Origin of the sequence: Sphingobacterium sp. JUb56, from assembly GCF_014191365.1 — a bacterium.
Lineage (GTDB): Bacteria > Bacteroidota > Bacteroidia > Sphingobacteriales > Sphingobacteriaceae > Sphingobacterium > Sphingobacterium anhuiense.
Genome location: NZ_JACHWL010000002.1, coordinates 57960 through 74574 on the forward strand (window position 1 = coordinate 57960; position 16615 = coordinate 74574).

Here is a 16615-nt window from a genome sequence, read left to right on the forward strand (position 1 = left end):
AATAGAAAATTGCAATTACTGATCCGTACTGATTAAAGCAAAAAAGCCATCGGAAGGAGACATCCCGATGACTTTTTTGCTTTAATTCGGAATAGTACTCTCCGCTATTTAACCGGAGTACTTCCCATTTCTATAATTAATTTACCTCCATTTAAAACATCACTTTGAGGAATTAAAAATCCTTCGACTTTCTTTCCATTAAGTGTTACATTTTGGATATACTTATTTTCTTTTGATGCATTTCTTGCTTCAATCACAAATTTTTGACCACGGCCATAGCGTCCTCCCATATTTAGTGTTACTTTAGGATAACGTGGCGAAGCCAACTCATAAGTAGGTGTCGTTGATGCACCACCATCTAATTGAAACAAACCCAAGGCACTCATTACAAACCAACTGCTCATCTGTCCAAGATCTTCATCACCCGGATATGCATTGTAAGGTGTGGTTCCATAATACTGTTCTTGTATGGCCCGCGACCACTTTTGGGTCAGCCAAGGAGAACCAGCCCAATTAAATAAATATGCCACTTCCATTGATGTCTGATTACCATGGTTCAACGGATAAGCACTAAAATTATCACCGGCGGCATTAAAATTTGCTTTTGCGGATTTCTCCATTGCCTCATCCAGTCTGTTTACAAAACGTGATTGTCCAACACCTTCTACTAACCCTTTGGGATCATGTGGCACAAACCAGCTGTAATTAAAAGAATTTCCTTCTACAAATCCAGGCGTATGATAAGGATCAAATGGTTCTATCCAATTTCCTTTTTCATCCTTCGGTCGCATAAAACCGGTTTTAGGATCAAAAATATGTTTCCAGTTTTCAGATCTTTTCAGGAAATAATTATAATCATCTTTTTTTCCTAGCTCTTTAGCCATTTGGGCTAGACACCAATCGTCGTAGGCATATTCTAACGTATTGGATACATAACCTTTTCCAGCAGGAACATATCCATACTTTTTGTAAACGTCTAGATGTTCCACCCCAACTGTACCACCGCCTGGATAACGTTGAGGAGAAACCGTCAACATTTTTTTTAATCCGTCATATGCTGTGCTGAGATCAAAGTCTCGAATACCACTTTGCCATGCCCCTTGAATCTGAGAGGCTACATGCATCGCGACCATGACACCAGTATGTTCAACACCCGCGGGATCGGTATTAAACCAACCCGTATTCTGATAAAGTTGTATAGCTGAACGTGCCCAAGTAGAAGAAATCTCCGGTGCAATGAGATTAAACAGTTGCTGATTATTCCAGAAAGTATTCCAATATTCACCCGCTACAATAGCATCCTTCTTATCCTTTAATTGTCTGATCTCCTCATCTTCATCACGATAACGACCATCCACATCACTCCAGATTGCTTTAGCCGATAAAGCTCTATAATAATTTGTGTAGAACTTCTTTTTTTGAAGGTAATCATCTGTTTCAACCTCTATACGTCCTAGATAATCTTCCCAGATTGTTCTCGAATTAGCAACAACCTGATTAAAATCCCATCCAAATGGAGTTGAAAGTTCAGTTTTAAGGTTATTTCTTGCCCCAGCGATATCCACAAGTGAAACTCCGGATCGTACGAGTATTTCTTCTCCCTCGGTGGTCTTATAATTCACAAAAACACCAAGATCTCCTTTTCCATGAATTTCATTGATATCCATGCGGATGTCATTTGTACTTTTAAACTCATGATTCCGGTTCCATTCCGGTATATAACCTTTCACTGCCTCAACACCTTCATTAACCCATCCTCCCATAGCATCAAAAGGTTTACTAAATTGCAAAACAAAATGGACGGTATACTCCTGTTGAAGAGAATAACCTGTAAAGGCGTTATAATAGGTTGCATAGCCTTCAATTTCACGATCATTTACCTTGGTTATTTTAGCATCCGTCAAATTATGCGGATACTCACTTGGTGTAAACATATCGATCATGATGCGTGCATCATTGCGCTTAGGAAAAGTATACTTCTGCAATGCTGCTCTACGTGTGGCAGTCAATTCAGCCTTTATCTTCGTATCGGTCATAAAAACCGAATAATGTCCCACTTTTGCTTCCTCCGTTTTTTTATCGATACGAGACCGGTACCCCTCATCAGGAAAAGCTTCCCTTCCAGGAGTAACTTGGAGTTCGCCACAAGTAGGTTGCATTAAGAGTCCAGTCATGGTCCAATCACAAAAGTGGCTAAAACCCATGATATTCTCAATCGTATATTCATAGCCGGCTTTCCAAGTTTCATCCTGATTATCGGGTGCAATCTGTACCATGCTTAATGGAAGTGCAGGTGATGGCTTAAACATCCACCTAGAATTACCCGTTCCCATTAACAAATCAACATAATCTGTCCGTTTATGCAGCTCTTGAAACGAACGTTTTATGGAACCAGTAAAGACAATGTTTTGGCCATCTTTTATGGTTAAGATGGAAATTTTAACTCCATTTTTTTTTAGTAATGCAGGTAAATATATCTCTTGAATAGAAGCACCGACTTCAATGATACGTGTTTCAACTAATTTACCATCCACTTCAAAACTCAACTTTCTAGCTACATCAAATTGAGACATATCTACAAGAACGGGCTGTACACGCATGCCCTGATCTCGTAAATATTCAAATGGCGCTGTCTCGGCCGATCGAATTAATGTAGAAGATGCTTCCTTTAATATAACTGCTACAGGAGTTTTCAATTGCATCGCATCAAAAATAGACCAGCTACCAGCTATTGTCCCTAATTGAATCTTATTCATACCCTTGTTCAACCAAGAAACTGGAAATCGAATCTTGATATGAGCTGGGTTTGCTTCTTGCGCTTTCCCTTCCAAAAGCGTATTACTATCCACTCCTTGAATATCTTCTTCAAAACGATGCCCATTCACTTCGATACGAATCTTGTTGGTTCCCGTTTTCGCACCTACAAAATCAATTGTAAATTCACATTCACCTTCAATTGCCAATTGCACTAGCTCAAAATAAAGCGACGGAAAATGACGCGGATGAAATCCCGCCCAATAACCACCACCTGCCCAATTGTCCAGTGGTCCTGGTAACACATAAGGCCATTGTTTATTTGAAAAAGAATAGCCCACATAATATGTGGGCTCTCCTGAAAAACTAGCTAGAAAACTATCATATTGGTTTGGAGACAATGAAAACTCAGAAGACTTACTATCCTTTTCTCCCACTTCAAACAACACTTTGTCTTGTGAAAATGTTGATCCGGTTAAGCAGATCAACGATAACATTGTAAAAAATAATTTCATTTTAAATTACCAGTAAATCATATACAGCGCGGTCGTTAACAAAATAATCAACAATGCACCAATTATAAATCCGGTATGCGGTTTAAACATTGTTCTGTCTATTTCCAATCCTTTTGATACAACGCCATTTCGTTGATCGATTAAACTAATGATCAACATACCAATAATACAGATGACAAAAACAAAACCCATACGGTCTAAAAATGGAATTTCGTACAGTCCTGACGCTTTATTTAAAACAGAAAAACCAGTCGAACTTAAAAACGACAGATCTGCAATATGCGGTAAAAATTTAAATAGAACGGATAAAATAAACCCGCCTATTGTTGCAAATAAAGCTGCATTTGAAGTTGTTTTCTTCCAGAAGAATCCTAAAATGAACATGGCAAAAATACCTGGTGAAACAAATCCGGTATATTCTTGAATATATTGAAAACCACCTTTACTATCTATCCCTAAATGAGGTGCTATGATCACCGCAAGTACCATCGAAAATATAATGGTTATCTTACCGACATTAACCAATTGCTTTTCACTTGCTTTTTTATTGAATACCTTCTGGTAAATGTCCAATGAAAAGATAGTTGCAATACTATTCGATTTACCGGCTAATGAAGCAACTACTGCGGCAGTCAAAGCGGCAAATGATAGACCTTTTAAACCCGAAGGAAGTAAGTTCAATAATACTGGATATGCCCGATCTGGATTTACTTCACCATTCTGAAGCATTTCAGGTTGAAATAACCCATCCTTCCATAACACATACGCAGCTATTCCCGGTAAAACAACAATAATCGGCATCAAAAGCTTCAGGAATGCTGCAAACAAAATTCCGTTTCTAGCCGTTTTAAGATCTGCACCTAAAGCTCGTTGCGTGATATATTGATTACAGCCCCAATAATTCAGGTTTACAATCCACATCCCCCCAATAAGAACAGTAAGCCCTGGTAAATCCAAATAATTCTCGTTATCCTGATGTAGGATCATATGAAAATGATCCGTGGCTTTAGTAGCCATAATCTGATATCCTTCTAGCACCCCTTCTCCACCGTAATTTTCTGCCACTAATTTCAGCGCCAAATACGTGGTTGCCAGACCTCCTAGAATCAAGAAGAAAACCTGAATAACATCTGTAAACCCAATAACCCGCATTCCTCCCAATGTAATAATAACAGCAAAGCAAGCGATGGCATACATACACACTTCTAAATCGAAACCCGAAATGCTACTAACGGCGAGTGCTCCCAAATACAAAATTGAGGTTAGATTGACTACTACGTACAACATCAACCAAAATACAGCCATAATCATGGCAACCGTGCCGTTGTAGCGTTGATGCAGAAATTGAGGCATCGTAAATATCTTATTTTTAAGATATACCGGAATAAAAAAAACTGCAACAATAATCAATGTCACAGCTGCCATCCATTCATAAGTAGCAATAGCAAGACCCATCTTAAAGCCCGAGCCGCTCATACCGATAAACTGTTCGGCAGAGATGTTAGATGCAATCAAAGAAGCGCCGATGGCCCACCAAGTTAGTGAGCCTTCTGCTAAAAAATAATCTTTAGAATCGGTACCATTAAGTTTGGTCTTCTTTTGCCGATAGACCCAAATACCGTACCCCGATACGATGATAAAGTAGATGAAAAAAACCAAATAATCTTTGGTCGCCAAGATATTATTCATATAATTAGAAGTAGGTTTATAATAAATGAATAATGTGCTATATATAACGGTTGATCAAATTCTCCATAAACTCCTGTTGACCACTGATCAACTTAGGTTCTCCCTCATTGATAGCATGAGCACGAAGATCTTCAAGAGACAGTTTACCTTGCTCAAAATCTGCTCCAGCACCTGTATCAAAACTACTATAACGCTCTTTTCTCAATTCTCTATAAGGGGAATTTTGAAGTAAATTATCTGCAGTAACCAATGCGCGTGCAAAATTGTCCATACCGCCGATATGTGCATAGAATAAATCCAAAGGATCTGTAGAATTACGTCTCACTTTAGCATCAAAATTGACACCTCCACCTTGTAATCCTCCTGCTTCAAGAATAATCATCAGTGATTCTGTCAATTCGGTTAAGTCGGTTGGAAATTGATCCGTATCCCATCCATTTTGATAATCACCACGGTTTGCATCAATTGACCCCAATAAACCAGCATCAGCAGCAACCTGTAGTTCATGTTGGAATGTATGGCCCGCTAATGTGGCATGATTTACTTCAAGATTAAGTTTAAAGTCATCCATTAGATCAAATTCACGAAGAAATCCAATCACTGTTGCGGCATCGTAGTCATATTGGTGTTTTGTTGGTTCACATGGCTTTGGCTCAATGAAAAACGTACCTTTAAATCCATTTTTACGTGCATAATCTTTTGACATATGTAGAAATTTCGCTAAATGCTCTTTCTCTCTTTTCATATTTGTATTAAGCAAGGACATATACCCTTCACGGCCACCCCAGAATACATAATTCTCACCGCCTAATGCAATCGTTGCATCAATTGCCGCTTTAACCTGAGCACCTGCATGGGACAAAACATGAAAATCAGGATTGGTAGATGCTCCATTCATGTAGCGATGGTGACTGAATAAATTTGCTGTTCCCCATAGCAATTTCACACCACTCTGTTGCTGTTTCTCTTTTGCATAAGCAACAATCTCATCAAGATGGCGTTCATTTTCATGAATATCATCGGTATAATCCACTAAATCAACATCATGAAAACAGTAATATGGCAACTGCATTTTCGTCATAAATTCAAAAGCAGCATCCATTTTATCTTTTGCACGCTCCATGATTGTTGCTTTCTTATCCCATGGAAAAAAATGCGTTTGACCACCAAATGGATCTGCCCCATTACCATTAAAAGAATGCCAATAGGCACAGGCAAATTTAAAATGCTCTGCCATGGTTCTTCCTGCGACAACTCGTGTTGGATCATACCAACGGAAAGCCAAAGGATTGTCAGAATTTACACCTTCAAATTGAACTTGTTCTACATGCTTAAAGAACACATGATTTCCTGTCAAAATTTTCATCTTATCTTAATTTATAGTTTGTCTTCTAATAATTGTTTCCATTTACCGTATACTTCCTCATATTGCGAAGTATGTTCTGGTTCGATTGTTTTGTATTTTCGAAGCCCCTTAAAAGCTTCTTGTCGATTCGCAAATATGCCAATACCCAAACCCGCTCCTAAAGCAGCCCCTACACTTCCATCATTATCATAAAGCTCTACTGGTGTATTCGTTACTCCTGCAAATGCTTCTTGAAAAACAGGACTCAAAAACATATTGGCATGACCAGCTTTAATCACTTGCGGTGTGATCCCGTTTTCCCTTAACAGATCTAATCCATAGCGAAAGGAAAATGCTATTCCCTCTTGTGATGCCCTCCAAAGATGAGCCGTGCCATGTCTGAGGAAATCTAAGTTTTGGATATGTGCTCCTATCGTTTTGTTATTCAACATCCGCTCGGCACCATTTCCAAAAGGCAGTATATGTACACCTTCAGATCCAATGGGTATACGTGAAGCTTTCGCATTCATACTTTCGTAATCATTTCCATTACCAGTGACCTGACTGATCCAACTATTTTGTATACCTGTCCCATTGATGCACAATAGAACCCCTAACCGTTCCGATTCGGATTCATAATTAACATGCGCGAAAGTATTTACCCTGGATTGCGGATCATGAGCTCTTTGATCAGTAACCGCATAGATAACGCCAGATGTACCAGCAGTAGCGGCCACTTCGCCTGGTTCAAAAACATTTAGGGATAATGCATTGTTGGGCTGATCACCGGACTTGTAACAAACCACTGCTTGCGGTGATAATCCCAGTTCATTTGCTACATCCCAACGAAGCGATCCATAATTAGAAAATACAGGTTGTACTTTAGGCACCAATTCGCGATCAATACCGTAAAAAGTTAGTAACGTATCTGAAATTTGCTGCTGATCAAAATCCCATAGAATTCCTTCTGATATCGAACTTACATTTGTATTGATTTCACCAGTTAAGCGCATGCTCAGATAATCTCCAGGTAGCATAAACTTGTCTATTTTTTCATAAACATTTGGTTCGTGTTCTTTCACCCATGCTAATTTTGAAGCTGTAAAATTACCTGGTGAATTGAGATGACTATTCAAGAATCCCTTTCCTTCTAATACAGAAAAGGCATTTTGACCAATATTTACAGCACGGCTGTCGCACCAGATAATGGCGTTACGTAAGGCGCGTTGCTCTTTATCTACCACTACTAGCCCATGCATCTGGTAAGCGATACCAATAGCCATAATATCCAACGGGTCATATAATCCAGACGCATTTGCTTTTTTAATTGCCAAACACGTATTTTCCCACCACAGATTAGGATCCTGCTCTGCCCAACCACCCTGTAGGGATATAATTTCTGCTTCTGTTTCAGGAAATTGGCAGGAAATAATTTTATTATTTGTAGCTGCATCAATAACAGAAACTTTGATCGAAGATGTACCTAGATCTATTCCTAATAATAACATGTCAATCTTATTTATTTAATTACAAACCAATGCGAATCTTTCGTGGAATATTGACATCAAATCCCACCGAATAATATAACCTTATTTTTGTATTTTGAACACTTACCTGCAAGCCTTTACATATAGGTTGCCTGTATCGAATTATTTGGTATTGACTTACCTTAATTCAATTTTATAAATAAAGCTAATGAAAGAAATATGATTTTCTTTTCCCCCACCATTCTTTACTATCCACAGTCATACTACATTTCTTCCAACGTTGTCATAATTTAAAGTTTAAGAAACGAACAAACCGGTCAAAATTTACTGATCACTACTCGAATAGTATTGGTTATATTATTAATCGCTTTTATTCACCTTCCTGTCAAAATATAAATCTCAACAAATCGGACGTCCTTTATTAGCAGTATTTTAACTTATTGTAATGCTATTTTAGCCTCTTTTAATCACGGTACGTCTATATGCTATTGTTTCAAGTCTAGAAAAAATCATAGAATCAGCTATCGGATTTAAAAAGTGTACAACATGCATTCATCCTCAGAGATGTTAATGAAACGCGATTTGGTCCCAAACCATTATGGACATATGAGAGCGCCCATTACGTTTTGCTATTTTTAGAAACCGTAATGGGCATTTATATATCCTCTGCTTCAATTACAGATTGCTAAAAATCGAGTTCTAATACATAATCTACATCATCGGGCACTGTATCAAGCAATACTAATACGCCTTCTTTTCGTTGCACGAATTCTACTGTTTTTTTATTGATAAATACTCTGGCTGATTTTACCTTTTTATCGGTCAAAGGAATAAAAAGAGCTTTATCTTGCAGATCCAATATATGTACATATAATTTATTGCCTTTTTGTGTTGTCACTCCCCATTTGTGCTGTCCAATACTTCCGCCTCGGGTACCAAATATAGTTTCACCATACAGTTTTAACCACTGTCCCATAGCTCCAAAGCGCAACACTGCCACATCAGGCAAAGTTCCATCAGGTCGAGGTCCTACATTCATCAAAAGGTTTGCATTATTACCTGCAGCTTTTATTAAATATTGGATCAAAGTTTTATCCGATTTATAATTATTATCGGTGATTTTATACCCCCATGATGTATTCATCGTCTCACAAGTCTCTAGGGGTAGTTGCGAGATTTCTACTCCATGCGAATAGCCAGCCGCGTTTTGCCCAGGAAGATCGCGTTCAAAAGCTTGCGCATCTTCTCCCTCTAATGCCGCCCAATGGTGATTATTAATCACAAGACATCCCGGTTGTATCGAATGGATCAACGCATAAATTTCATCAAATTTCCAATCAAAAGTCTTGCCTTTATCCCAAGCTCCATCAAACCAAATCGCTCCGACATCACCATAATTTGTCAGCAGCTCCTTCAATTGATTCAGCATGAATTGATGATAAGTTTTATAATCGGAACCATATGACTTTGAAGCCAGTTTACCATCTACATTATAGTCCGTTCTTCCCCAGTCCAGTAGTGAATAATAAAAATGCAATTTCATTCCATGCTTGTGACAGGCATCCGCCAATTCTTTTAAGACATCTCGTTTGAAAGGTGACCCTTTTACAATATTGTAATCCGAGTATTTGGTATCAAACATAGAAAAACCATCATGATGACGAGAGGTGATACAAATGTATTTGGCACCAGCAGCTTTTAAATCAGCAACCCATTGCTCTGCATCAAACTTAGACGGATCAAAACCTCGAGCCAATTTACTGTATTCATCAAAGGGAATATTCTTTTGCAGCATTGCCCACTCCCCATCAGCCAGCATGCTATAAATCCCCCAATGAATAAATACACCGAATTTATTATCTTGAAAAATTTTACGGTTTTCTAAATTTTCTTTAGTTGGCACATAACCTTTTTGAGCCATAGTAGGTAAAGTGGCTACTGCCAATAGTAATCCTAAAAGATACCTCTTCATAATAATTGTTAAATAAATAATTTTTACGGTTGATTTATAATGATTTAAAAATACATTTCTTTTTTATGAAAAAAGCGAACTACTTGTCAACTTCAAAAAAGTTACAGTATAGATTCTTTAGATAAAATCTTAATTATCAAAACGTATTCAATAGCAGCTGTTTTATAACATTAGTATTCATGACAAAATTCTTACATCAACCTAAATTCGTTCGAAATAAAAAATATAGGTGTTACTATGACGAACGAAATAACCGATTCCTAGAAATTTATTGTTCTATTTTAGATAATCATTGAGTAAAAAATAGAATTAAAACCCGCCAACTTTTGTAAGCATCCAATTTATCAAACACATACTACCAAACTTTAATTAGAGATTTTCCATTTTTTTTGATTTCAAAAGGTCCCGGAGCAGGGTTGGCTCTATTTCGTTTCATTCCCAAATAATCAAGATCCATTCGAATATGCGTACCATCCGGATTTTCGAATGGTAGATTCGAAATCACCGTCTTATTTAGATTTTGCGAGGTAACCATATTACGCTTTTGATTTAACCATTTATCATTAAGAGTCAATTCAAGAAATATCTGATTCTCAACTTTGCTCAATTTTGCTCCAACAACAAAACTGGTATCCATTAAAGCATTCTTTTCCACCGCATTCCTGATCTTATAACCTTTCATCTTGTTTTTACCTTCTGTATTCATTTCACCGAGTTTTTCATTCTTTGAATCAGGAGTTACAAGAACAGAACCTTTTGTATATACATTTCCATTCAATAAAACAGGCAAAAATGCTTTACTATATTGACTTACATCTGCGCCTTGGACGAAGAGATTATTCAAAAATTGCACATCACCACCTGGATTATCCTCCAATGCTTCTAGATCCGTAACGTGTGGTTTTTGATAAGGTGTCAAACGACTATCGTAATTGATCACATCCATACCTCCGGCAAATAAATTATGAACAAACGCTGCTCCCTGAGCATTCATCAATAAACTTTTATTCGAAAGCATGATATTATTTGCGAGTAACATGGGGCCATGCGTAACCTCTAAAAACACATCGAGATCATTTTCATACATTAGGTTGCCCGCTACCTGAGCCCCTTGCGCCATCCAATCCAACCAAATCGCTTTATCAGTTCTATAGATTCGATTGCCAGAAATCTTCGTATCAACAGCACCATGAAATTTGATACCCGCCATCTCGGCTCCCGTAAATAAGCGTTTTATATGAATATCATGAATGACATTATTTTCTATTCTACTGAAAGAACACCCCATGCTTCCTACAATTCCTGCTTGTTCACAATGCGCAATGGTATTATTCCGAACCACATGTTCACCTATTGTACTCTTATTCCAACCAAAATTTAAAGCCCTCTTTATTGTCCCTACATAGCCCTCAGCAGATTCAGTCATATTATTATCGTATTCATCACCATACTTACCTAAAGTAATACCTACACATTTAGAATAGCGGATATCATTATTTTCAATAATCCAACCTTTACTCCAGTGCGTTCCAATTAATCCAATTTGCTCTGCAGTTGGTGGGGCCCAATTTGTCGCCGCATGTTCCATAATTAAGCCACTTACCGTAATATAATTCACAAATGGCTTATCCGGATAGAATAACGTTTGACGTACATTAACTTCAATTGTTTCCTGATTTGGATCAATATCTTTAAACTGCGCCCAAATGGTCGTCTTCAATGAATCAACCTCAGCCCACCACAAAGGATTTTTGTCATCTACCCCTTTCAAGACCTCTTGCTTCTCAGCAGCTTCCATCAACCAGTGTCCATTGAGATACACAGCACCTGTATGATATTTACGTTCTTTAGGCGTTGGCCAGAACCAATCGCCTTTAATTTGATCCCGAAAAGGGTTAAATTTCCCAAATATCCTATTTGACACCTTTACTTCCCACGTATCATTCCCGATTAGTTTCCATCCTTTTACAATTTCAGAGCCTTTAATAATAACTTTTTCTCCAGAAGCCGCTCTATAAACGATCCGCTCCTGATTGGAATTTCCTCCGCGAGGTGGAGTTATCTGCTCCCTATAAATCCCTTCATGTATCGTAATGATATCGCCAGGCATCGCCTTTTGAGCTGCGGCCATTATCGTCTTAAAAGGCTTTGTATTATTTCCATTGTTCGCATCATTACCCGATTGCGCAACGTGATACTCTTTTACTTGTATTCCTGTTTGTGCTGTGCCATTCAATCCGAATAGCAACAGTACGATCAAGTATTTATATTTCAATTTTTTTGTTTTAAAATTTAGATATCTTAATATCCCGTAGCCCTAGTCAACTTTGCTATTAATTGTCTCCCTGAAGTTTTGTTGTTGACACGATATAGATTCCAGTTATTTGTATCCAACTCTTCCAATCTAAAACTCTGGGTCGGATCGACAAGATGTTGTTTTACCCATCTTGGAAAAGCATTTGCAGCACGCGCATTTTCCCAAGTACGGATCACTTTAAAAATCTGATCTTTCTCTGGGCAACTTTCTACATTTTTCTGATTTAATTTGAGGCTATATGTGGCACCCGTACCAACAGCCATTGCCTGAATATGTTCATACTCTTCTACTTTTGATTTTTCTGTAATCGGAAAGTTTCCTCCCATTCCCACAGGAAAATAATTAGCATAAGAAACATCTCTTAGATCTTTACCCTGACTTGTGGCACTGCCCCATTCTCGTGTCTCAGCATCATACAGATTCTTACCCCCACCTACATTCCAGATACTTTGATAGTGCCAAGAGCCTTCCGAAAGGGTAGCACCAGTAAAACGGATATCAGCTATACCGTGCACCTTAGCTTTCTCAAACATTTTTCGGAAAAACCTTTTGGTAGAATAATACCCATGCCCGTTGTTAAATAAAAACTCTTGACCATCAAAATCATAATACCCCAATCCATTAATATTGGCTAAATCAGCATAATACTCGGCAATCTTATCCTGCAATTGCATATTCGGAATCAGTCCGTCATACCCATAGTTAATCGTTACCTGCAGTTTATAAAGTGTATCAAGCGCCTGATGTGAAGTCGCTTTTGTATACCAATATCCTCTCTTAACATTCAACAATCGATATGGAGCCTTATCCGACACACCTAGATAATGAATAAGCTCTTTACCAATTTTAATAATGTTCAAGCTCTTTGAATGGCCTTCCCAACTTCCAATTTCCTGCAAATGCGTCGGATCGTTTACATATAGCAGCGTATCGACTGCATCAATATTCTTCGCTAATAAACGTTTCTGTTGGTACCATATGCTATCGCTAGGAATGGGGCTAGCATCTTTCGTTCCAGGGGCTAAAGAATTAGTAATAGGAGTTCTTCCGATCACGATATTATACTTCTTCGCCAAATCAGAAAATTCTTTATGAGATAGATTTCCACTCGCCAATTTCAAAGGTTTCTTTTCAAAATTTCGTCCATCTAAGTAGCCCAAATTTCCACGATCCGGCCTAACGAAGCCCTGATCATATAAACTAATTGCTTTAAAACCCAATTTATGCGTGTAGTCAATCATATGATCATATTGTCCTCCTTCAGTCAGCACATCTGGTACATAGGCCGCAGGATCTTTTATCCATTTACCGTTTACAGTTGGATAAGGCAAACCTTCGGCTTTGACAATATTCTGAACAACATCCATTAATGCTGTGCTATCCGGACTTCCCCAAAAAGCAATGGAAGATCCGATATAATCTACACCAGGTAAAGGTTGTACCTGTAGGTGATTAGGAGTATTGATCGCCATATTCGGGATCAATGAAAAATAAACCTCACGTGGACTTCTTCTATCTCTAGATTGATAAGTAATCGAAATCCGACCATTTTTATCCACCTCAGCAGCATTTCCATATAAAATTCGGTAGTAAGGTTCTTTATGTCCATAAAATGCAACATCATTAACACCATCCCCCCCAAGGGTAAAAACCTGTCCTTCATGCAAATGGGCAGGCAACGGAAACCGCTTATCATCTGGTGAATGAATGATGTATTGAAATGGAGCAGCATCACCTTGAATGTCAGCAGTACCGCCAATGGTATTATCATTAAGGGCAAGCATACCAATGGCGTAATTTACCGAGACACTGGTATCTCGGCTCACACCAATAATCTCTCCCATCAGGTTCGTGATATTTGTATGGTATGAACCCCATTGAATCGCTTCAATATCTTGTGAATTTGTCAAAGACAGCAACTTCATTTTAAAATATTTTGCATGCGGTTCAATACGAATCCTAGCAGAAGATCCATTCGAATAGACTACTGTAATAATTTTTTCACTTTTCGAATAGACCGCTTTTTCGGGATAAGAATAAACTCTTTTTTTTGCATTATAAAGAGTCATCAAAGGTGAAGGTTTGTCTGCAGGACTAAACTCTCTGAAAGGCCGTTTTGTTATGTTCTGCATACTGGTTATATACCCCTTTCCATCTATCGCAATCTTAAAATATGCAGTCTGTAAAACAGTTTGTGCCTGCAAAGTATTTCCGATTCCCACCAGAAGCAGAAACAAACTACAACATTTCAAAAAATTCTTATTTACGTACATCATCAATTATTTTATAAGTTGAATTTACTAAATTTTTACTGTCGCAGACTTGCCTGCTTTAATGGTTACCCTATTCTTCCAATCCAAAAAAGCATTTTCACCCAAAGGTGTCGAAGCCTGTTGCTTATCTTCTGTTAATAGCGTTACTGTTGCATCGAATGTCGTTGGATTAAAAATTGTCAATGTCATACCAACTTTCGTTTTCTTGATCTCCTTAACAACAACATGATCAAATGTATAAACCGTTCCTAGATCTTTACGTATATATATTCCAGGTATTTCCAAAGCCATTAAGGCTCCATTTGTCTCATTCCAACCTGTTTGACCTCCATCCCCACGTGAACCACGACTATCCGCGTCACAGTAAGTCAACCGTTCTGTAATCTTTCCATTGGGCTGTATTCCCTCTGCATGGGCATGAATAACATCTCGTATAAAATCTGCATATAGCGTATCTTGTGTTTTACGGTACAGTTTAAAAAGCACATCACCAGATTGGGTACAAAATCCCGGAGCACCATGCTTATTCTGTGTACTGGCCCAAATAGCTCCAGTTAAATTTGCTCCTAACTTTGCTAATGCCGTATTTTTTGGTAGACGATACGGAAATGAAACCGTCCATGATGCTGTGTAATCTGCCAATTGTTTTGTCTGATCCAGATATTTCTGTTCACCTGTCACTTCATACATCGTCATTAAAGATGTCGTCAGTGCAATAGCAGTTTCTGAATCAGCATTTTGAAGGATATCTCCACAAGCACCAGAAGTAAAACCGACCAAAGCAAAACCATCGTAATAGTCCTTGGCTGCCAAGTGAGCTACTTCCAAATATTCTGGAACATTAAAATACAACGAAGCAAGTGCTAGGCCACCTACTGCCATAGCACCGCCCGTTGTGTTATATGCAGCTACCTTTCCCGATTCAATAGCAAAATAATTACCCCATGTTCCCTCTTCTTTCCAGGTTTTTACAAAAGCATCAGCAAGCTGTCGTATATTCGTTTTCCATTCATCTGAAATCGCATTGGATCTCCCCTGTTTCTCCAGCAACATAAACTGTTTGATCATCCAGTACAAGATATCTGCATTTTTTCGGGTCAATCCGATTCCAGGAATCCACTTCGCTGCATCGCGGTTTATGACTTTTCCGTCGGCACCAAGGACATCATAGTAATATCCGCTTTTACCTTTACCTTGGGGAAGAGCAAAATCAAATGTATTCTTCACTTTTTCCAAATGTTCTTTATCACCTTGTGCTAACATGGGATAGGTATTCATCAAACCTCCGACCCATCCATAGGACATCCAATTTGCATTTTCTGGACAATAAAAAGCAACACCATCACCAACGTAATAACGCTCATCGATATTTTTCGCCATCTTGAGGAGTACCTCACTCATCGGCATCAGATTTCTTGGTTTTTCCGCTGTCACATGTGCCTTTCTTTCACGCATAAAACGATTATATAATGTCGCAACATCTTGGCTTTGAAAATTAATCTTTGTCACTCGAATCGTAATTTCCTCACCAGCGGTGACAGACACCCCTCGATCCGGACTTTCACTAAAACCAATAAATTCAGGTTTCTTTTCCCTTACTCCAGGTGCACTGATAATGAAGCTGGCCACACGACGATCTAAACTCTCTTCAATAATCAAAGCATGATCTTTCACTTCCTCTTTCCAACTTATACCCTGATCTGTAAATAAGAAAGTCCCCTTTCCTATATTTCTGTTCAAATAAGCGATCATGGGCGTTGCTGTGTTGCTCACATTAACTTCGATGCGGGATTTAGCCCCAAATTCAGGAGAAAGCTGTGGAATCGGATTAGACGTTAAAGCCAGATCTTTTCTAAAATAATCCGACTTATCCAATCCTGTTGCATATTCCCGATTAACAATGCGTTGTCTATTTCCGTTATAAACCACTGCTGGTATCATCACAAAATTGTCGCTGTTCCAATCGTATTCATCAAAAGCTACTGCAACACCAACATTGTCCATTGTTCTTTTAGCTTTAAAAGTAAACCGATAGATCGATTCCTCACCATCTTTTATGGTTTCTACTGTCTGCTTAACCTCCCAATTATCCGAATTTGATCCTATCACTTGGCTCTTTAGTAATTTCGCTTTATCATACTTGCAGTCCAGCAAACGTAATTTTACTTGATTATCTCTTTTCACAGGCAACCAATCTTGCCCAGAAACAGATATGGAGATTAAACATCCGCAGGCTATTGCTACTACTTCACTTATTTTCATT

Annotated in this window: 8 protein-coding genes; all 8 read right to left on the minus strand. The window is 38.3% G+C overall.

Features of this window, described 5'->3' with window-relative positions; genetic code table 11:
• Nucleotides 1–104 precede the first annotated feature (104 nt).
• Nucleotides 105–3269 (minus strand): GH92 family glycosyl hydrolase, encoded by a 3165-nt coding sequence (locus FHR29_RS19925; RefSeq protein ID WP_183916801.1) that lies wholly within the window; start codon nt 3267–3269, stop codon nt 105–107.
• A 6-nt stretch (nt 3270–3275) separates the two neighbouring features.
• Nucleotides 3276–4958: a sodium/sugar symporter gene (locus FHR29_RS19930; RefSeq protein ID WP_132845100.1), complete on the minus strand. Its 1683-nt coding sequence runs from the start codon at nt 4956–4958 to the stop codon at nt 3276–3278.
• A 37-nt stretch (nt 4959–4995) separates the two neighbouring features.
• A complete protein-coding gene (gene xylA, locus FHR29_RS19935; protein ID WP_132845102.1) occupies nt 4996–6324 on the minus strand; it encodes a xylose isomerase in 1329 nt (442 codons plus the stop codon).
• An 11-nt stretch (nt 6325–6335) separates the two neighbouring features.
• The gene (locus FHR29_RS19940; RefSeq protein ID WP_183916803.1) at nt 6336–7811 is read right to left on the minus strand and encodes a xylulokinase; all 1476 of its coding nucleotides are present in this window, start codon (nt 7809–7811) and stop codon (nt 6336–6338) included.
• Between the two features lie 664 nt (nt 7812–8475).
• Complete coding sequence (locus FHR29_RS19945) at nt 8476–9762, minus strand: alpha-L-fucosidase (RefSeq protein ID WP_183916805.1); 1287 nt, start codon at nt 9760–9762, stop codon at nt 8476–8478.
• Between the two features lie 355 nt (nt 9763–10117).
• A complete protein-coding gene (locus FHR29_RS19950) occupies nt 10118–12037 on the minus strand; it encodes a right-handed parallel beta-helix repeat-containing protein (protein ID WP_132845107.1) in 1920 nt (639 codons plus the stop codon).
• 26 nt (nt 12038–12063) lie between these two features.
• Nucleotides 12064–14355 carry a hypothetical protein gene (locus tag FHR29_RS19955; RefSeq protein ID WP_183916807.1) on the minus strand — a complete coding sequence of 764 codons (2292 nt, stop codon included), beginning with the start codon at nt 14353–14355 and terminating at the stop codon, nt 12064–12066.
• A 24-nt stretch (nt 14356–14379) separates the two neighbouring features.
• Nucleotides 14380–16614, minus strand: coding sequence for a hypothetical protein (locus FHR29_RS19960; RefSeq protein WP_183916809.1), 2235 nt, complete (start codon nt 16612–16614; stop codon nt 14380–14382).
• Nucleotide 16615: the final 1 nt, after the last annotated feature.